This is a genomic window from Pseudomonas fluorescens HK44 (assembly GCF_000217955.3).
GTDB lineage: Bacteria > Pseudomonadota > Gammaproteobacteria > Pseudomonadales > Pseudomonadaceae > Aquipseudomonas > Aquipseudomonas fluorescens_AQ.
The window spans coordinates 287,341-306,031 of the sequence record NZ_AFOY02000009.1; the positions used below are offsets into that span (position 1 = coordinate 287,341).

At 58.5% G+C, this 18,691-nt stretch carries 21 protein-coding genes and 1 pseudogene; 14 read left to right on the forward strand and 8 right to left on the reverse strand.

What is annotated here, in order from left to right:
- Nucleotides 1-96: 96 nt before the first annotated feature.
- The 3 genes and pseudogenes from HK44_RS09955 to HK44_RS09965 form a co-directional block, all read right to left on the reverse strand.
- Nucleotides 97-999, reverse strand: coding sequence for an alpha/beta fold hydrolase (locus HK44_RS09955; RefSeq protein WP_019691932.1), 903 nt, complete (start codon nt 997-999; stop codon nt 97-99).
- Nucleotides 1,000-1,079: 80 nt separating this feature from the next.
- Nucleotides 1,080-1,226 (reverse strand): annotated as a pseudogene (locus HK44_RS09960) (class II aldolase); the annotation flags it as partial.
- Between the two features lie 191 nt (nt 1,227-1,417).
- Nucleotides 1,418-1,873, reverse strand: a complete 456-nt coding sequence (locus HK44_RS09965) for a flavodoxin (RefSeq protein WP_019691930.1) — start codon at nt 1,871-1,873, stop codon at nt 1,418-1,420.
- A gap of 160 nt (nt 1,874-2,033) precedes the next feature.
- Between HK44_RS09965 and HK44_RS09970 the strand changes: the two genes are divergently transcribed.
- A complete protein-coding gene (locus tag HK44_RS09970) occupies nt 2,034-2,489 on the forward strand; it encodes a PAS domain-containing protein (RefSeq protein WP_019691929.1) in 456 nt (151 codons plus the stop codon).
- Between the two features lie 72 nt (nt 2,490-2,561).
- A complete protein-coding gene (locus HK44_RS09975; RefSeq protein ID WP_019691928.1) occupies nt 2,562-3,167 on the forward strand; it encodes a hypothetical protein in 606 nt (201 codons plus the stop codon).
- Nucleotides 3,168-3,170: 3 nt separating this feature from the next.
- Here the strand turns inward: HK44_RS09975 and HK44_RS09980 are convergent, their stop codons facing one another.
- Nucleotides 3,171-4,148, reverse strand: coding sequence for a MerR family transcriptional regulator (locus tag HK44_RS09980; RefSeq protein ID WP_024264831.1), 978 nt, complete (start codon nt 4,146-4,148; stop codon nt 3,171-3,173).
- Nucleotides 4,149-4,358: 210 nt separating this feature from the next.
- Here HK44_RS09980 and HK44_RS09985 point away from each other — a divergent pair, with 210 nt between their 5' ends.
- The 6 genes from HK44_RS09985 to HK44_RS10010 all read left to right on the forward strand — a co-directional run bounded on the left by HK44_RS09985 (nt 4,359) and on the right by HK44_RS10010 (nt 7,480).
- Nucleotides 4,359-4,928 (forward strand): antibiotic biosynthesis monooxygenase, encoded by a 570-nt coding sequence (locus tag HK44_RS09985; RefSeq protein WP_019691926.1) that lies wholly within the window; start codon nt 4,359-4,361, stop codon nt 4,926-4,928.
- Between the two features lie 173 nt (nt 4,929-5,101).
- A complete protein-coding gene (gene folM / locus HK44_RS09990) occupies nt 5,102-5,812 on the forward strand; it encodes a dihydromonapterin reductase (RefSeq protein WP_019691925.1) in 711 nt (236 codons plus the stop codon).
- 22 nt (nt 5,813-5,834) lie between these two features.
- Nucleotides 5,835-6,410: a GTP cyclohydrolase I FolE gene (folE, locus tag HK44_RS09995; protein ID WP_019691924.1), complete on the forward strand. Its 576-nt coding sequence runs from the start codon at nt 5,835-5,837 to the stop codon at nt 6,408-6,410.
- Between the two features lie 2 nt (nt 6,411-6,412).
- The gene (folX, locus tag HK44_RS10000; protein WP_019691923.1) at nt 6,413-6,784 is read left to right on the forward strand and encodes a dihydroneopterin triphosphate 2'-epimerase; all 372 of its coding nucleotides are present in this window, start codon (nt 6,413-6,415) and stop codon (nt 6,782-6,784) included.
- A 68-nt stretch (nt 6,785-6,852) separates the two neighbouring features.
- A complete protein-coding gene (locus tag HK44_RS10005) occupies nt 6,853-7,149 on the forward strand; it encodes a DUF1244 domain-containing protein (RefSeq protein WP_019691922.1) in 297 nt (98 codons plus the stop codon).
- On the forward strand, nt 7,142-7,480 hold the full coding sequence (locus HK44_RS10010; RefSeq protein ID WP_019691921.1) for a HopJ type III effector protein: 339 nt from the start codon (nt 7,142-7,144) through the stop codon (nt 7,478-7,480). The genes HK44_RS10005 and HK44_RS10010 overlap by 8 nt, the downstream gene beginning before the upstream one ends.
- A gap of 232 nt (nt 7,481-7,712) precedes the next feature.
- On the opposite strand, the gene trxB is transcribed toward HK44_RS10010, so the two are convergent.
- Nucleotides 7,713-8,675, reverse strand: coding sequence for a thioredoxin-disulfide reductase (gene trxB, locus HK44_RS10015; protein WP_019691920.1), 963 nt, complete (start codon nt 8,673-8,675; stop codon nt 7,713-7,715).
- A 315-nt stretch (nt 8,676-8,990) separates the two neighbouring features.
- On the opposite strand from trxB, the gene cysZ reads away from it, so the two are divergent.
- The 3 genes from cysZ (at nt 8,991) to HK44_RS10030 (ending at nt 12,929) form a co-directional block, all read left to right on the forward strand.
- The gene (gene cysZ, locus HK44_RS10020) at nt 8,991-9,746 is read left to right on the forward strand and encodes a sulfate transporter CysZ (RefSeq protein ID WP_019691919.1); all 756 of its coding nucleotides are present in this window, start codon (nt 8,991-8,993) and stop codon (nt 9,744-9,746) included.
- 298 nt (nt 9,747-10,044) lie between these two features.
- Entirely contained in the window at nt 10,045-11,622 is a 1,578-nt protein-coding gene (locus HK44_RS10025; RefSeq protein WP_019691918.1) for a family 20 glycosylhydrolase, read from the forward strand.
- 83 nt (nt 11,623-11,705) lie between these two features.
- The gene (locus tag HK44_RS10030; protein WP_019691917.1) at nt 11,706-12,929 is read left to right on the forward strand and encodes a glycosyltransferase family 4 protein; all 1,224 of its coding nucleotides are present in this window, start codon (nt 11,706-11,708) and stop codon (nt 12,927-12,929) included.
- Here the strand turns inward: HK44_RS10030 and HK44_RS10035 are convergent.
- From HK44_RS10035 to HK44_RS10045, 3 genes are all read right to left on the reverse strand, one after another.
- Nucleotides 12,898-14,001, reverse strand: a complete 1,104-nt coding sequence (locus tag HK44_RS10035; RefSeq protein ID WP_019691916.1) for an NADH:flavin oxidoreductase — start codon at nt 13,999-14,001, stop codon at nt 12,898-12,900. The two genes, HK44_RS10030 and HK44_RS10035, sit on opposite strands and share 32 nt — an antisense overlap.
- A gap of 188 nt (nt 14,002-14,189) precedes the next feature.
- Entirely contained in the window at nt 14,190-14,672 is a 483-nt protein-coding gene (locus tag HK44_RS10040) for a glutathione peroxidase (protein WP_019691915.1), read from the reverse strand.
- A 124-nt stretch (nt 14,673-14,796) separates the two neighbouring features.
- Nucleotides 14,797-15,282, reverse strand: coding sequence for an FKBP-type peptidyl-prolyl cis-trans isomerase (locus HK44_RS10045; protein ID WP_019691914.1), 486 nt, complete (start codon nt 15,280-15,282; stop codon nt 14,797-14,799).
- Between HK44_RS10045 and HK44_RS10050 the strand changes: the two genes are divergently transcribed.
- The 3 genes from HK44_RS10050 to HK44_RS10060 all read left to right on the forward strand — a co-directional run bounded on the left by HK44_RS10050 (nt 15,251) and on the right by HK44_RS10060 (nt 18,659).
- Entirely contained in the window at nt 15,251-15,589 is a 339-nt protein-coding gene (locus HK44_RS10050) for a DUF3565 domain-containing protein (RefSeq protein WP_080690603.1), read from the forward strand. The two genes, HK44_RS10045 and HK44_RS10050, sit on opposite strands and share 32 nt — an antisense overlap.
- 61 nt (nt 15,590-15,650) lie before the next feature.
- Entirely contained in the window at nt 15,651-17,750 is a 2,100-nt protein-coding gene (gene pta, locus HK44_RS10055; protein WP_019691913.1) for a phosphate acetyltransferase, read from the forward strand.
- Nucleotides 17,751-18,659 carry an acyltransferase gene (locus HK44_RS10060; protein ID WP_019691912.1) on the forward strand — a complete coding sequence of 303 codons (909 nt, stop codon included), beginning with the start codon at nt 17,751-17,753 and terminating at the stop codon, nt 18,657-18,659.
- Nucleotides 18,660-18,691: the final 32 nt, after the last annotated feature.

Sequence of the window (18,691 nt, forward strand, 5' to 3'; positions counted from 1 at the left end):
CAGTCAGTCTGCGCTGATTGCCGGATGCTGTGATTTACGGCACTGGAGCCAGGCAGCTCCCGCGTGATGGGTGACAACAAGGGTCAATACGCAGAGTCAGGAACAGGCGGTTTTCAGCGCAGGGGGATCCAGCTGATCACGAAACGCCAGGTAGTGTTTGAGCACCTGGATCGGCGCCTCGATTTGCGGGTAATGACCAATTCCGTGTAGCAACACCGTGTCCGGATTGGGGATCAACTGGCGGTAGCGTTCGACCATGTGCACGCCCGACACCGGGTCGACTTCGCCATCGATCACCCGCATTGCAACGGTGCCCGCTTGCATGGCCTTGACCCACCTGTCCCGCTGCATGCGGCGTTGCGGGATATAGTTGATCAGTTTGTGCATGATCCGCGTGCCGCGGTTGTTGTCGATCAGGCTCCAGAAATCGTCCAGTTCGCTTTCACTCGGACGGGTCCGGGGACCAAAGATCTGCCGGAAACTCTTGACCAGCCCATCCCGGCTGAACGCCCGTCCAATCATCCAGCCCAACGGGCTGAGCAACAGTTTTTGCATCAACACCGGCCGATGGGTTTCGGGAAACAGGCCACCATTGAGGAACACACAACTGCCAATCTCGACACGCGCTTCACTATGCCGGGCCAATAATTCCTGAGCCACGCTGTCACCGTAATCATGCGCCAGCAGGTGCACCGGCTGCCGGACGCCCAGGTAGTCCAACAGTGCCTGCTGTAAATCGGCCTGTTCCAACAGGCAATATTCATGGTCCAGCGGCTTGGCCGAGTCGCCAAAACCGAGCATGTCGCAGGCGATCACCCGATACCGCTGGGTCAAGGGTTGCCAAAGGTAATGCCAGTCCCAGCTGGCGGTGGGGAATCCGTGAATCAGCAACAAGGGCTCACCCTGCCCGGCTACCCAATAGCGAATAGTTTGACCACGGAACACAAAACTCTGGCCGCGTTTGCGCCAGACGCACAGAGGGATCTCGGTGAGTCGCATTAGAGTCTGTAACCCGGAGCTTGTAGATCGAGTTTACGCAGCAACGCCGGCCATGCCAGCGCGCCGCCCATCCCTTGAGCACTTTTGATGTGGGTGAAGATCAGATCGTCCCACCCTTGCAGCGCCACCATTCGATAGCAGGCCGCCAGATCGACACGGGTTTGCCACTCGGCAGCGCTAACCTGGTCTTTCGCATCGGATGTCGATTGAACGGGGGTCACGCTCACAGCAAGGACCTCTGGTTCTTATTATTTTGTGGGTGTGAACGCAGTCTAGTCAGCTGTCGGGATTCGTATAGTTGCATTCGCAGCCAGCTTACTGACCCAACGAGTCAGCAAGCCTTGGGCCGCGAAATGACGTGAGCGATGTCACAACACCCAGGCCGCTAGCGGCGCAGCAAACAGGTGCGAGCATCCGATCAGTCGCGCAGCGCGCTGATCAGTTCCGCCAGCCAAGGTTCGGCGTCAGTTTCCGGGGTCACGCTTTCGCTGGCGTCCAGGCGCAGCATGGGCAGCACTTCGCGCACGCCCAATTCACCGAACAGCTCGCGCATTTGTTCGCCACCACCACAGAAGGTATCGCCGTAGCTGGCATCCCCCAGACCAATCACTGCACCAGGCAAACCGCGCCAGGCAGCGGGCAGTTGATCGCGAATCATCGAATACAGTGGTTGCAGGTTGTCCGGCAACTCGCCCATACCCGTGGTCGAGGTTACGGCCAGGAAGGCTTCGGGAGCGAACGCCTGGACATCGGCCAGGGTTGCACGCGGGTTGTGCCAGGTTTCAAAACCTGCAGCCTTTAGAAGGTTGGCCGCATGCCGGGCGACTTCTTCAGCCGTGCCGTACACCGAGCCGGAAAGGATGGCGACTTTCATCAATCTGATCCTGAAGCAAAATAAAAGACCCGGATATTAACAGCTGACGCAAAAAAGCTGCGATTGCCTCGCAATTAGCACCGATGGCCAGTGGACAGTGGACAGTTCACAGCCATGTCATAGAATGCAGCTCATCATTCGATGCAGAAAGGACTCTCCGATGATCAATGCCCAGCTGATGCAACTGGTAATCAACGCTTCAAACGATGGAATCGTCATCGCGGAAAGGGAAGGCGAAGACAACATCCTGATTTACGTTAACCCCGCCTTCGAAAAACTGACCGGTTACAGCGCTGAAGAAATCCTGTATCAGGACTGTCGCTTTCTTCAGTCAGGGGATCGCGATCAGGCCGCACTGGAGCTGATCCGCGAAACATTGCGTGATGGGAAGTCCTGCCGGGAAATTCTGCGCAACTACCGCAAGGACGGCACACATTTCTGGAATGAGCTGTCGCTTTCAACGGTGTACAACGAATACGACAAGCAGACTTATTTCATCGGTGTGCAGAAAGACGTCACTGTTCAGGTCAAGGCGCAACAGCGGGTTGAACAACTTGAAGCCCAACTGACCGAAGCTCAAGCAGAGCTTCAGGCACTCAAAGCGACAAACGGTTAAAACCAGCTGTCGAATTAATGGTCATTAACTACAATCACCAATGGCTTTGTAATTATTTCTTTCGAGCTAATCATGCACCGCGACACCCTCCTGACTCAGGATGAACTGGACTTCATCCAGACCATGCAGCACAACCCGCAGCTCAACGTTCGCGATGCGACGTCGAGCCTGCTGGTTAATGGGGGCTCGCAAATCCGCGATTTATTGACACGTCTGGCGGCCAATGAGCAGGTCACCATTCAGGCACACTTCGACAATCAGCAAATGACCTTTCCACTGCACCTGGTAGAAGATGAGTTTCATGCGCTGCACTTGCGCCTGGGCGTACCCAGCATCTACGAGGACGGGCCGATGGTTCGCCCCTGGCGTCTGGCGCTCGCAGAGCCCGTAGCCCTGGAGAACGCCAAAGGCCAACCCGGCACGCTGTGGGTGCACGAAGTGTCGTTCAAAGGCGTTTTGCTGGAAGTACGCAACCGCACCAAGCCGCCGAAAAGCTTCGTGCTGTGGTTCAGCCCTTCAGGCTACGAACGCATTGCGTTGCGCGGGGCTTTCGAGCGAGAAACCGAACAAGGCTATTACGCCTATCGGCTCAACCAAAGCGACAAGGATGAAACCGAACGCCTGCGTCAGTTCATCCTTCAGCAGCATCGCCTGACACATCCCGCGCTGCACATCTGAATATCAGGTATCGAGCGTTCCCGCGAGGAACTGCTGCAATCGCTGCTGCATCAACACCCCTTCACTTCCAATACAGCCAATCGACGATCCTGCCAGGCTCTCTTGCGCCAGATCCGCCGAATCTCCGGCCAGCATCAGGCGGCAATCCAGGCCCATAGCCAAGCGATTCAGACGGCGAATGAAGTCAGGCGTAGGCACTTGATTGGAAAACAATACCAGCGCGTGCGGTTTGATCTTGTCACAGACCAGGGTCAGTTCATCAAATGGCTGCCCCAGTGCCAGTGCCCTGATACCTACCTGCGTACTGCCCATATACAAAGCCGTCAATAGCAACTCAAGCTTATGGCAGTGCGAATCAATGGCAGAAACGATCACCTGCAACGGCTGCCCACCTTGCAACAATGCCAGCCGCTGGAGAACTCTGGCACGAAGAAACATATCCAGCATCGCCCACTCACTGGTTTGTCCAAACAATTCATGATGCCGAAGCAATTGCATCCACAGCGGCATGAAAATGTCCTGGAACGTCACCGTCAGTGAATAAGTGGAAAATACCTGACCGTAAATCCGCCCCAACTCCGCATCGTCAAAATTGCAGATCGCCGCGGTGATCTGCGCTTGCCACTGGGCATAGTCGGCCTCAACCAATTCATCCGGGATGATACTCGGCAACGCTTGCACTTCGCGGGCCTTCGCCAGAATCTTGCCCACCTTGCCCACCTTGCCCACCTTGCTGACTGCCACGCCCCGTCCGATCCAGCCAACAACGCACTGAACCCGCTCAATATCGTGCATGGAATATAGCCGATGCCCACTTTCGGTGCGCGTCGGTTGAATCAACCCATAGCGCCGCTCCCACGCACGCAAGGTCACCGGATTGACGCCCGTCAGGCGCGCCACTTCCCGGATCGGGAACAGTTGCTCCTGCTTTTCCAGACGAGAAGATTGCAAGGTCTGGGAAGGTTCAGTGGTAGCCAGCATGAACATTGGAACGTCCGTATCAGATTGGATCCCATTTATCTCTCATCATCTTCCTACATTGCAAGAGGCATATATCCGACAAGCACTTTTGATGCATTTGGTAAAACCAGGAATAATCCTTGCTTGCTTTTAAACGCAGCCCTTTACCCCGGTGCTGCGTTTTGTACGCCTCCTACCCGGAGTCGCGTGCGTGTCCTACGGAGATACACAATGTCTACCTCCCCCGTCACCCTGATGGTTGCACGTCGCGTTGCCAACGGACGTTATCAAGACCTGATCGCCTGGTTGCGCGAAGGCGAACAACTGGCCACTGATTTTCCTGGTTATCTCGGCTCTGGCGTGCTCGCACCGCCGCCTGGTGATAACGAATTCCAGATTATTTTCCGCTTCGCCGATGAGCAGACCTTGCATGCCTGGGAGCACTCCGCCTCGCGCACGGCGTGGCTGGCACGTGGCAGCGAGTTGTTTGCCCACCCTTGCGAACATCGGGTCAGCGGCATCGACGGTTGGTTCGGTGCCGTCGGGCAACGTCCGCCTCGCTGGAAACAGGCCGTGGCGATCTGGTTGGCGTTCTTCCCAGTTTCGTTGCTGTTCAACTTTGTACTCGGCCCGCTGCTGAGCGACATGAGCCTGCTGCCCCGAGTGTTCGTCAGCACCCTGGCCCTGACGCCTTTGATGGTCTACTTCTTCATCCCGTTGTCGACCCACCTGCTGGCCGGCTGGTTGAACAACACACCGGGGCGGCCATTGCCCGCGGCACCATCCACCCGGAATCGCTAGCCCTCCTGTAGGAGCATGGCTTGCCTGCGATGAACGATAACTCGTTGTAACAGATAGACCAGGTCGCCCTCATCGCGGGCAAGCCTTGCTCCTACGGGGGGAGTAGTGCATGACATAGGTATGCAACACGCGTCGCTGGTATAGTTTTGCCATACCCGCGATGCGAGCCATCCATGACCTCTTCCTCAGCCCCGATCCTCATCACCGGCGCCAGCCAACGCGTCGGCCTGCACTGCGCGCTGCGGCTGCTGGAAGAAGGTCACCGCGTGATCATCAGCTACCGCAGCGAACGCCCGGGCGTGCAAACACTGCGCGACCTTGGCGCGATTGCACTGTTTGCCGACTTCTCCGGTGAGACCGGAATCCTGGCGTTCATTACGCAACTCAAAGCCCAGACCCAAAGCTTGCGGGCGATTGTGCATAACGCTTCCGCCTGGCTGGCCGAAACCCCTGACACCGAAGTGGCTGCGTTCACCCAGATGTTCAGCGTGCACATGCTGGCGCCCTATCTGATCAATCTGCATTGCGCTGACTTGCTGGAGCGCTCCAGTCCCGCCGATATCGTGCATATCAGCGACGATGTCACGCGCAAGGGCAGCAGCAAGCACATTGCCTACTGCGCCAGCAAAGCCGGGCTCGACAGCCTGACCTTGTCCTTCGCCGCGAAATACGCACCGAAAATCAAGGTCAACGGTATCGCGCCAGCCCTGCTACTGTTTAACCCCGACGACGACGCGGCGTACCGCGCCAAGGCCCTGGCCAAGTCTGCGCTGGGTATCGAACCCGGCAGCGAGGTCGTCTACCAGAGCCTGCGCTACTTGCTGGACAACCCTTATGTCACCGGCACGACCCTGACCGTCAATGGCGGACGGCACGTCAAGTAGGCCGCCCCCGCGAGGATGTTCCATGACGTTATCCCTGCCCCAGAACTCCCTGTCCCAGAGCTACCGTGAAATCCTTATCGGCCTGGGCGAAGACCCCGACCGCGAAGGTTTGCAAGACACCCCGATGCGTGCGGCCAAGGCCATGCAGTACCTGTGTCATGGTTACGAGCAGAGCGTCGACGAGATCGTCAATGGCGCACTGTTCGCCTCTGACAACGATGAAATGGTGATTGTCGACGACATCGAGCTCTACTCGCTCTGCGAACATCACCTGCTGCCCTTCATCGGCAAGGCCCATGTGGCTTATATTCCTACTGGCAAGGTACTGGGGCTGTCGAAGATCGCGCGAATCGTCGACATGTTCGCCCGGCGTTTACAGATCCAGGAAAACCTCACCCGGGAAATCGCCGAGGCGGTGCAGCGCGTCACCCAGGCCGCCGGTGTTGCGGTAGTGATCGAGGCCCAGCACATGTGCATGATGATGCGCGGCGTCGAGAAACAGAATTCGACCATGAACACCTCGGTGATGCTCGGCGCCTTCCGCGAGTCGAGCAACACCCGTCAGGAGTTCCTGCAATTGATTGGACGGAGCAAGTAGCAATGCCACAACTTCAACCAGGAATGGCTCGTATTCGGGTCAAGGACCTGTGTCTGCGGACCTTTATCGGTATCAATGAGGATGAAATCCTCAACAAGCAGGATGTGCTGATCAACCTGACCATCCTCTATGCCGCGCAAGACGCCGTGCGCGACAACGATATCGATCATGCGCTCAATTACCGCACCATTACCAAGGCGATCATCGCCCATGTGGAAGGCAACCGGTTCGCCCTGCTCGAACGCCTGACCCAGGAGATACTCGATCTGATCATGGCCAACCAAAACGTACTTTACGCCGAAGTCGAAGTCGACAAACCCCACGCCCTGCGCTTCGCCGAGTCGGTATCGATTACCCTCGCCGCGAGCCGTTGACTGTGCCTGGCGCATAAACCGCCAGGCTTTTATTATCCGCGCCACGATTTGATAGCACCGAGCCCATCATGACCGAACAACAACGCCTGGAACTTGAAGCTGCTGCTTTCCGCCGACTGGTCGCGCACCTGGACAGTCGCAAGGATGTGCAGAACATCGACCTGATGAACCTCGCGGGTTTCTGCCGCAACTGCCTGTCCAAGTGGTACAAGGCCGCCGCCGATGAACGCCAGATCGAGGTCAGCCTCGATGACGCCCGCGAAGTGGTCTACGGCATGCCGTACGCCGAGTGGAAAGCCCAATACCAGCAAGAAGCCAGCGCCGACCAGCAAGCGGCGTTCGCCAAAGGAAAACCCCATGACTGATCTGAACACCCTGCGCGCCAGCCTCAAGAGCGGCGAACATACCTTCGCCGATACCCTGGCGTTCATCGCCGCTGGCTATGATTACCAGCCACAAGCTTTCAACAACGGCGGCGTGGAAAACGCCGCCGGACAGAACGAAGGCTCGTGCAAAACCCTGGGCCTGGCGCTGCTGGAAGGCTTGAGCGATGAAGAAGCGCTACTGGCGTTTGGTGAGCATTACCGCTCGGTGGTTGCGACGCCTGAAGGCAGCGATCACGGCAATATCCGGGCGTTGATCGCTCACGGCTTGGCCGGCGTGAAATTCACGCAGCAGCCACTGACCCGCCGCTAACAGGCGATTGACTCGATCACTGTGGCGAGGGAGCTTGCTCCCGCTCGAGCGCGAAGCGGTCGCAAATCAGACGGTTCATTGCATCTGACAGAACTCGTTCGCAGATTTTACGACTGCTGCGCAGCCGAACGGGAGCAAGCTCCCTCGCCACAAAAGCTCATTCGCCACACTGCCGTGCTGATCGACAGGCACAAAAAACCGGCCGAAGCCGGTTTTTTTCATTTCAACGATTTCAGTGCGAAGCGTTCTGCAGGTCGTCCAGGTAACGCTCGGCGTCCAGGGCCGCCATGCAGCCAGCGCCGGCCGAGGTGATCGCCTGACGGTAAACGTGATCAGCCACGTCGCCGGCAGCGAAGATCCCTTCGAGGCTGGTCGCCGTCGCGTTGCCTTCACGACCGCCCTGCACCACCAGATAACCGTCTTTCAAGGTCAACTGGCCTTCGAACAGCGAAGTGTTCGGCGTGTGGCCGATGGCGATGAACACGCCGTCGACTTTCAGCTCGTCGAAACTGCCGTCGTTGTTCTTCAAACGTGCACCGGTCACGCCCATGTTGTCGCCCAGCACTTCGTCGAGCGTCGAGTTCAGCTTCAGGACGATCTTGCCTTCGGCAACCCGTGCGTGCAGCTTGTCGATCAGGATTTTCTCGGCGCGGAAGGTTTCGCGGCGGTGAATCAGGGTTACTTTGCTGGCAATGTTAGCCAGGTACAGCGCCTCTTCAACAGCGGTGTTGCCGCCGCCGACAACGGCCACTTCACGGTTGCGGTAGAAGAAACCATCGCACGTTGCGCAGGCCGACACGCCTTTGCCCATGAAGGTTTCTTCCGACGGCAGGCCCAGGTAACGAGCGCTGGCACCGGTCGCGATGATCAGTGCGTCGCAGGTGTAAGTGGCGCTGTCGCCCGTCAGGGTGTACGGCTTGGAGGCGAAGTCGACGGCGTTGATGTGGTCGAAAACGATTTCGGTCTCGAAACGCTCGGCGTGCTCTTTCATCCGGTCCATCAGTGCCGGGCCGGTCAGGCCGTGTACATCGCCCGGCCAGTTGTCGACTTCGGTGGTGGTGGTCAGTTGACCGCCAGCCTGCATGCCAGTGATCAGCAATGGCTTGAGGTTAGCGCGGGCAGCATAGACCGCCGCGCTGTAACCGGCAGGGCCGGAACCGAGAATAATCACTCGCGAATGACGTACATCAGACATGACTCACTCCTATCGACCGGCCGGTACCACCTGGCGCGGAATGCCGGATGACCGGCTGGAATTAAAAAAGGACTGTGCAAGCACTTGGGGAAGCGCCGTAGTTGGACAGCCCTGAAAAATAATGGGTGCAGCGTATCGAGGAGGCGAAGATTAAGGAAATACGGAATAACAATCCAGCTCATAGGCGGTCTCTATCCCCAAGAGGCTGATTTAAAGGCGCCTTTGTTACAGTTAATGTCGATGTCATTACCGCGCTTTCGCCTGTGTGGCAAAGCCGGTAAGGTCGGCGCGTTTTCCCATTGCTCGGAGCCCACTATGCCCGCCCCCGTTCTGTCCGGCCCGCAATACCTGCGCGAAGGCCTGAAGCTGGTCTTGAGTCCTGGCCTGCGTTTGTTCGTGTTGTTGCCGCTGGTCATCAACCTGGTGCTGTTCGTCGGATTGATTTACTTCGCCGGCCATCAGTTCAGCCTGTGGGTCGACACCCTGATGCCTTCACTGCCGAGTTGGCTGAGTTTTCTCAGCTATGTACTTTGGCCGCTGTTCGTCGCTCTGGTGGCGCTGATGGTGTTTTTCACCTTCACCATGATCGCCAACGTGATCGCCGCGCCCTTCAATGGTTTTCTCGCGGAAAAAGTCGAAGTGGTGGTGCGTGGCACTGACGACTTCCCGACCTTCAGTTGGGGCGAACTGATCGCGATGATCCCGCGCACGTTCGCCCGGGAGATGCGCAAACTCGGCTACTTCCTGCCCAGAGCCCTCGCGCTGCTAATCCTTTCATTCATCCCGGTGGTCAACCTGGTCGCTGCGCCGCTGTGGTTGCTGTTCGGCGTGTGGATGATGGCGATCCAATACATCGATTATCCGGCGGATAACCACAAACTGGGCTGGAACGAGATGCTCGCCTGGCTGCGCCAGAAACGCTGGCAGAGCATGAGCTTCGGCGGCATCGTCTATCTGGCGCTGCTGATTCCGCTGGTCAACGTCCTGATGATGCCGGCGGCGGTGGCTGGTGCGACGCTGTTTTGGGTGCGCGAGCGCGGGGCCGAGGCGCTGGAGAAGAGCACCGCCTGAGTAAAAACCACAGCCCCGGAAAGCGTAAATTCAACATCGGCGCCGCACAATCATGCAGGCGAAGGGAAACGGCAGATAATCAATCTGCCGTGCTGTGCGCAATGCACTGAGTGCTATCTGGTGACGCGCAATTCACGCTGCTGATTTCTTTCGGTAGCGTGCCTCAAATATCCGGTATCCATTGAGCAGTAGCCAGCCTAAAGCGTCAGGTATCCAATGAGTCGCGGGCTCACCCACGTCGAGAACCTGCAAGCCATCACGGAAGAGCCACGACCTCAACTTATGGAAATCCGATTCAATGACAACGTCCATCCAAAGCCCTGTCGCAGCCTCGCTGACCATCCCCGAAGATCAACACAAACAATTTCCCTGGACCCACCTGAGTCCGGCCGTACGACACGCTGCACCTGATGTCGGTTTAGTCTACGAAATCAGCGCGAGTACACGCATCCTCATCGACAATGAGAGCCTGCGTCCTTTGGCGACACGGTTGGCATTCGGCTTAGCCGGTGCCGCTGAACTCACACAGCCACCCGCCATTGTGGTTGCGTCAGGGAATGCCCCCCAGTCGGGTGATGTAGCGCTGACACTGTCTGCCCCGGATACCGCTGATGTTCCGATTCCCGTCAAAGGTAAACCCGAGACCTACCGGATCGATATCACCAATACCCTGCGCGTCACCGCGCAAACCCTGGAAGCCATGGCCCGAGCGCTGACTACCCTGAATAAAGCTGTGCTGGTGTCTAGCACTCTTGAGGCAGGGGTTGTAATCGATGCCCCCGTCTATGCCGAACGCTCGGTGCTGATTGATGTGGGCCGCAAGTATTACAGCCCTGAATGGATGATAAACCTGCTGCAGGAGATGGCCTGGAACCAGCTCAACACCCTGTATTTGCACCTCACCGACGATCAGGGAGTACGGGTCATCTTCCCTTCCGCTCCGGACACCGCGAGCCCCGATGCCTGGAGCGCAGAGGAGCTCAAGAAAATCCTCGATGCAGCAGCCGCCCTTCACATTGAGGTCGTCCCGGGGATGGAATGGCCTGGGCATATGGACTTTATTCTGAAAAACAGGCCGCAGTTTCAACTTCAGCTCACAAGCGGCACGGTCGTGTCAAAAGCGCTCGATTTCAGCATCCCGGCCGCTCGCCACTTTCTCATGGCGCTTGTCGGCGACCTTCTCGATATGTTTCCCAATTGCACCCGTTACAATTTGGAGGCCGACGAATACTTCATCCCTCCGACCAGCCCGTACAACACACCGCAACTGGCTCGGTACGCACAGGAAAATTCCGGGCCATCCAACGCAGACTCACGGGATGGTGCAAGGAAATTCGTCAACGAAGTCTCGAGCTTTGTGCAGCAAAAAGGCAAGGTTGCGCGAATGTGGAACGATGCAGTCGTTGAAAGAAATCAAATGATTTCTGTAGATAAAAAAGTTGTAATCAAGTGTTGGAGTATCTGGGGCAGCAAGCGCAGCGAGATGAATGTGCAAGCACTGATCGATGCCGGGTACCGCGTGCTAAATGCCCACGGTGACTTTTATTTCGTCATTCTGACTGGCTGGGAAAACCTTTTTCATCCCCTGCACTCACCCCACGGTCTTTATGATCACTGGCGCCCCAACATTTTCATGGACGACGCGGGTGCTGGGCAGACAGTCATAGATCCAGCCCATCCCGCCGTGCTGGGAGGAGGCATACAGATATGGGCTGACGGAGCGGCGCATATGTCACCTGAAAAGGTCTGGTCGCATCTGATTGAGTGGATGTTGCCACTGGGGCAGCGCACATGGGGGTCACCGAATGCAGCTCCAGACTATAAATCCCTGTCACTGATCGCCCGTTCGGTTCGCTATGCCTCGCCACGCCCTTGATACCTCGGTGGCCAGCTAGAGACTCAGCGCCGCCGAACGCGCTCATCGTCATAAATCCATCATCGCACTGACACAACGGCGACATGGCCTCAGCCGACACTGAGGTCATGACGACAGCTCTGCATATCACCCTGATCACCGAAACCTTCCCTCCGGAAATCAACGGCGTGGCCAATACCCTTGGCCGTTTGTGCGATGGCTTGCGCGCGCGCGGGCATCAGGTAGAACTGGTGCGACCGCGCCAAAGCAGCGATCAGACCCGCCTCAGCGACGATGAGCTGCTGCTCTGCCGCGGCTGGCCGCTGCCGGGTTATCCGGGGCTGCAATGGGGCCAGTCGTCGATGCACAAGTTACTCAGGCGCTGGCAGCGTCATCGCCCGGACGTGCTCTACATCGCCACCGAAGGACCGCTGGGTTTGTCGGCCTTACGGGCAGCACGGCGGCTGGGTATTTCGGTGGTGAGCGGTTTTCACACCAACTTCCAGCAGTACTCCAACCAGTACGGCCTCGGACTGTTGACCCGGTTACTGACGCATTACCTGCGCTGGTTCCATAACCGCTCCAAGCTGACCCTGGTGCCCAGCGCCAGCCAGCGAATGGAGTTGGAGCGGCGGCACTTCGAGCGCCTGGCGCTACTGTCCCGTGGCGTCGACAGCCAACTCTTCCACCCGGCTAAACGGCTGGGTTCGCTGCGTGAAAGCTGGGGTCTGGATAACGACGACATCGCGCTGATGCATGTCGGCCGGCTCGCTCAGGAAAAAAACCTCGGTCTGCTCAAACGTTGCTACCAGGCTTTGCAGTCAAGTTATCCACAACGACGAATAAAGCTGATTGTGATCGGTGATGGCCCGCAGCGTGCGCTGCTGGAAAAAGAACTGCCTGACGCAATCTTCTGCGGTTCACAACGCGGCGAAGCCCTGGCTTGTCACTATGCGTCCGGGGATCTGTTTCTGTTTCCGAGCCTGACCGAAACCTTTGGCAACGTGGTGCTTGAAGCTCTGGCGTCCGGATTGGGCGTGGTGGCCTACGATCAGGCAGCCGCAGCTCAACACATTCGCCATGGTTACAACGGCGTGTTGGCGATGCCGGGGGACGAAGAGGCGTTTTGCGATGCCGCCCGTTGGTTGCTGGAAGAAGCAGAAACCTTGCGCTGCATACGACTCAACGCACGCCAGCACGCCAGTCGGCAGGGCTGGGGCGCAATCGTCGAGCAATTTGAAGGGCAATTGCGCGGGGCCTGTCATGACCCTTGTGGCGAGGGAATGTCTGTGCCGTTTAAACCAGCGTCATCAACGCCTCACGACTGAACGGCAGGATATCCTGCTCGCGACCTTCGCGGACCTTCTGCGCCCAGTCCGGGTCGACCAGCAAGGCGCGGCCCACGGCCACCAGGTCGAACTCTTCGTTGTTCAAACGCTCCAGCAGGTTCTCCAGGCTGGCCGGCTGCGCGACTTTGTCGGTGTTGACCATGAACTGCAGGAACTCACCGTCCAGCCCCACGCTGCCCACAGTGATGGTCGGCTTGCCCGTCAGCTTACGGGTCCAGCCCGCCAGGTTCAGCTCGGAACCGTCGAACTCAGGCTCCCAGAAACGCCGCGTCGAACAGTGGAAGATATCCACCCCGGCATCGGACAGCGGCTGGAGAAATTCGCCCAACGCCTCCGGGGTTTGCACAAGACGTGCGGTGTAGTCCTGCTGCTTCCACTGCGAGTAACGGAAGATGATCGGGTAGTGCGCACCGACCGCCGCACGCACGGCCTGAATCAGCTCAATGGCAAAGCGCGAACGATTGGCCAGGCTGCCACCGTATTCGTCGGTGCGCTGGTTGCTGCCTTCCCAGAAGAACTGGTCGACCAGATAGCCGTGAGCACCGTGGATCTCCACACCATCCATGCCAATGCTCTGCGCGTCTTTGGCGGCCTGGGCGAAAGCTGCGATCACCTCCTGAATGTCTTGTTTGGTCATGCCGTGAACCACGACCTGACCGTCCTTGAGTTTTTCCGATGGCCCGTAGCCCGGCACGCTGGCGTCCGGTTCGGTGCCGATGCGCCGTACGCTGCCGACGTGCCACAACTGCGGAACGATCTTGCCGCCTTCAGCGTGCACCGCGTCCACGACTTTTTTCCAGCCGGCCAACGCCGCTTCGCCGTAAAAGTGCGGGACGTTCGGGTAACCGTTGGAAGCCTTGTGGCCAACCGTGGTGCCCTCGGTGATGATCAGTCCCACACCTGCGGCAGCGCGACGGCGGTAGTACTCGATGACATTCGAATTCGGCACGCCGCCCGGGGAAAACGAACGGGTCATCGGCGCCATGACCACACGGGTCGACAGCTCCAGGGCCCCGAGGTTGAACGGTTTGAACAAGGCTTTGACTGGCATGCGGCACTCCATAGAGAGGCGAGGTTTATGACGGCGATAATATGGAGAGTGCAAGGCTTTGCGAAGCACTATTGATTTGGGTGATTAAGATTCAAAACGACAGAGGGGGTCTGTAGGAGCACGGCTACCAGCGATGGCGTCCTTGAGATCGCTATCGTCGGCAAGCCGTGCTCCTACGGGAGACAGGTTCAGACCAGGGCTTTTTCGATTGCCTGAACGATCGTCGGATCATCCGGCGCAGTACGTGGCGAGAAACGCGCCAGCACGCGACCATCTTTACCGAGGAGGAATTTCTCGAAGTTCCAGGTGATGTCACCTGGGAATTCTGCGCCCTCGCCCGCCAACAACCGGTACAGCTGATGACGGTCGTGACCGTTGACTTCCAGTTTGCTGGACAGCGGAAAGGTCACGCCATAGTTGAGACTGCAGAACTCTTTGATCTCGCTTTCAGTGCCTGGCTCTTGCCCGGCAAACTGGTTGCACGGCAAACCCAGCACACTGAAACCTTTGCCCTTGTATTGCTGGTAGAGGTTTTCCAGAGCCGCGTACTGTGGGGTCAAACCACACTTGGAGGCGACGTTGACCACCAGCACGACGTGCCCTTTGAAGGGCGCCAGAGGCAACTCCTGGCCATCCAAAGCTTTCAATGTAAGGTCGTGAAAAGCACTCATGACGAACTCCAAATTTCCCGTGTTCTTCTCGAAACAGCCACTGGGCGATGTCGCCAAGGACAGCCGCGGACTAAAAAGGCGCCCCTCGGGCGCCTCTCCAGCTCTCGAAGCTTAGCGCAGAAAATCAGTGGTGATGGCCACCTTCGCCATGGACGTGACCATGAGCGATTTCTTCCTGGCTGGCATCACGGATGTCGACGATCTTGACCTGGAAGGTCAAACGCTGGCCGGCCAACGGGTGGTTGCCGTCAACGGTCACGTCGTCGCCGTCCAGATCACGGATGGTGACGATTTGCATCTGGCCGTCTGGTGCGGAAGCGTGGAACTGCATGCCCACTTCCAGCTCGTCGACGCCTTCGAACATGCTGCGGCTCAGGGTGCTGACCAGTTCGGCAGCGTATTCGCCGTAGGCATCTTCAGGTTCTACGCAGACGTTCAGTTCATCACCGACGGCTTTACCTTCCAGGGCTTTTTCCAGGCCAGGGATGATGTTACCTGCGCCTTGCAGGTAAACCAGCGGTGCGCCGCCGGCAGAGCTGTCGATGACCTCACCAGCGTCGTTGGTCAGGGTATAGTCGATGGAGACAGCCTTATTGGCGGCGATCAGCATGGGGCGAGACCTTTTGCATAAGAATATGGAAAGACCAAGTTTAGCGAAGCCATCGCCCGAAAGCGAACAGAACCCGGACAGACGGGTCGCTTCGACAGGGTCGACGATCCAGGGCTTCCATCTGGACGAGGATGGACACTGGGTTGTCGAGCTTTCCTGCGGCCATACCCAGCATCTGCGCCACCAGCCACCGTGGCAATCACGAGCCTGGGTGCAGGACCCTGCCAAACGCACTGAAAAAATAGGCCAACCCTTTGATTGCGGTTGGTGCGCTCAAGGCTCGGTTAGCGATAACCTTGACGTCTGAAATATCGGTAGAAGGCCAGTCATAGGCGTTCACCCTTGCCATGCACCTCCAGAGAATCCGCATGCAAACTTTTTTTATTGCGCCCACCGATTTTGGTGTGGGTCTGACCTCCATCAGCCTCGGGCTGGTGCGTACCCTTGAGCGGGCCGGGCTGAAAGTCGGTTTCTTCAAACCGATTGCCCAGCCACACCCTGGCGACACCGGCCCTGAACGCTCCACCGAACTGGTGGCCCGCACCCACGGCCTGAAGCCGCCGCAGCCGCTGGGCCTGGCTCACGTCGAGCGGATGCTCGGCGACGGTCAGCTGGATGAGCTGCTGGAAGAAATCATCACCTTGTACCAGCAAGCCGCCATCGGCAAAGACGTGCTGGTCGTCGAAGGCATGGTCCCGACTCGCAGCGCCAGCTACGCCGCGCGGGTCAACCTGCACCTGGCGAAAAGCCTGGATGCCGAAGTGATTCTGGTGTCGGCACCGGAAAACGAAGTGCTCACCGAATTGTCCGGCCGGGTCGAGTTGCAAGCGCAATTGTTCGGCGGTCCAAAAGACCCGAAAGTGCTCGGCGTGATCCTTAACAAGGTCAAAACCGATGAAAGCATGGAGGCTTTCGCCGCACGCCTGAAGGAACACTCGCCCTTGCTGCGCAGCGGCGACTTCCGGCTGCTTGGCTGCATTCCGTTCCAGCCGGAACTGAACGCCCCGCGCACCCGCGACGTCGCGGACCTGATGGGCGCTCAGGTGCTCAATGCCGGCGACTATGAAAGCCGGCGCATGAGCAAGATCATCATTTGCGCCCGCACCATGCGCAACACGGTCGAATTGCTCAAGCCCGGCGTGCTGGTGGTGACCCCCGGGGATCGCGACGACATCATCCTCGCCGTCAGCCTCGCCGCGATCAATGGCGTGCCGCTGGCCGGGCTGCTGCTGACCAGCGGAACCCTGCCCGACCCACGGATCATGGACCTCTGCCGAGGCGCCTTGCAGGCCGGTCTGCCCGTCTTGTCGGTGAGCACTGGCTCCTACGAAACCGCCAACCAGTTGAACGGTTTGAACAAGGAAATCCCCATCGACGACCGCGAGCGTGCGGAGATCATCACCGATTTCGTCGCCAGCCACCTCGACGCCAACTGGCTGCACCAGCGCTGCGGCACACCGCGTGAAATGCGCCTGTCGCCGGCGGTGTTCCGCTATCAACTGATCCAGCGCGCCCAGGCGGCCAACAAACGCATCGTCCTGCCCGAAGGCAGCGAACCGTTGACGGTGCAGGCGGCAGCGATCTGCCAGGCACGTGGCATTGCTCGCTGCGTGTTGCTGGCCAAACCTGAAGACGTGCAAGCGGTTGCGCGCGCCCAAGGCATCGAGTTGCCTGAGGGCCTGGAGATTCTCGACCCGGACCTGATCCGTCAGCGGTATGTCGAACCAATGGTCGCGTTGCGCAAAACCAAAAGCCTCAACGCGCCAATGGCCGAGCAGCAACTGGAAGACACCGTGGTGATCGGCACCATGATGCTCGCGCTGGATGAAGTCGACGGGCTGGTGTCCGGGGTCATCCACTCCACCGCCAATACCATTCGTCCGGCATTGCAACTGATCAAGACCGCACCCGGCTGCACGTTGGTGTCGTCGGTGTTTTTCATGCTGTTCCCGGAGGAAGTGCTGGTCTACGGCGACTGCATCATGAACCCGCACCCAAGCGCCAGTGAGCTGGCCGAGATCGCCCTGCAAAGTGCCGACTCTGCCGCCGCCTTCGGGATCACACCACGGGTGGCGATGCTCAGCTATTCCAGCGGTGAGTCGGCCAGCGGCGAAGAAGTCGAGAAAGTTCGCGAGGCCACTCTGCTCGCCCACGAAGCGCAAAACGCGCTGCTGATCGACGGGCCGTTGCAGTACGACGCCGCCGCCAACGAAGACGTGGCTCGGCAGCTGGCGCCGAACAGTCAGGTCGCCGGTCGGGCAACCGTGTTCATTTTCCCCGACCTGAACACCGGCAACACCACCCACAAAGCCGTGCAACGCAGTGCCGACTGCGTCAGCCTCGGACCGATGCTGCAAGGCCTGCGCAAACCGGTGAATGATTTGCCGCGCGGCGCTCAGGTCGACGACATCGTCTACACCATTGCCCTGACTGCGATTCAAGCCGCCAACCGACCTATGGATGTTTAAATGCTGGATTTTCTACCTGCACCCTTGCGAGGCGTAATCGCCTCGCTGTTGTTGGCGCTGAACACGATCGTCTGCTGCACACCGCTGTTTGTCGTGGCAATCTTCAAATTACTGCTGCCCTTCCCTATCGCACAGCGCTTCACCGACTGGCTGATGAGCCACATCCATGAAGCCTGGATCAGCAACAACAAGGCCTGGATGGACTTGCTCGGGCACACGCGCTGGACGCTCAGCGGGCTAGAAGGTCTGGACTATCAACACTCGTACCTGATCACCAGCAACCACCAGAGCTGGGTCGACATCATGGTGTTGCAGTACGTGCTCAACCGCCGGATTCGTCCGCTGAAGTTCTTCCTCAAGCAAGAGCTGATCTGGGTGCCGGTAATCGGTCTGGCGTGGTGGGCGCTGGGTTTCCCGTTCATGAAACGCTACTCCAAGGCCTATCTGGAAAAGCACCCGGAGAAGAAAGGCAAAGACCTGGAAACCACTCGCAAGACTTGCGACAAGTTTCGCAATAACCCGGTGGGGATTTTCAACTTCGTCGAAGGCACGCGCTTTACCGAAGGCAAGCATGCGCAGCAGCAATCACCGTTCCGTCACCTGCTCAAGCCCAAGGCGGGCGGTATCGCGTTTGTGCTGGATGCCATGGGCGAGCAACTGGAAGCCATCGTCAACGTGACCATTCACTACCCGGCCGGGCGCCCCGGTTATTGGGACCTGCTGTGTGGCAACGTGAAAGACGTGGTGGTGCACTTTCAGGAGCTGAAGATCCCGCCGCAGTTCATCGGCAAGAACTACGACCAGGACGGCGTGTACCGCCTGGAGTTCCAGGGCTGGATCAACCAGTTGTGGGAAGACAAGGATGCGTTGCTTGCGCAGATGCATCGCGAATATCCCGGAAAACGCTGACTTCCTGTGGCGAGGGAGCTTGCTCCCGCTCG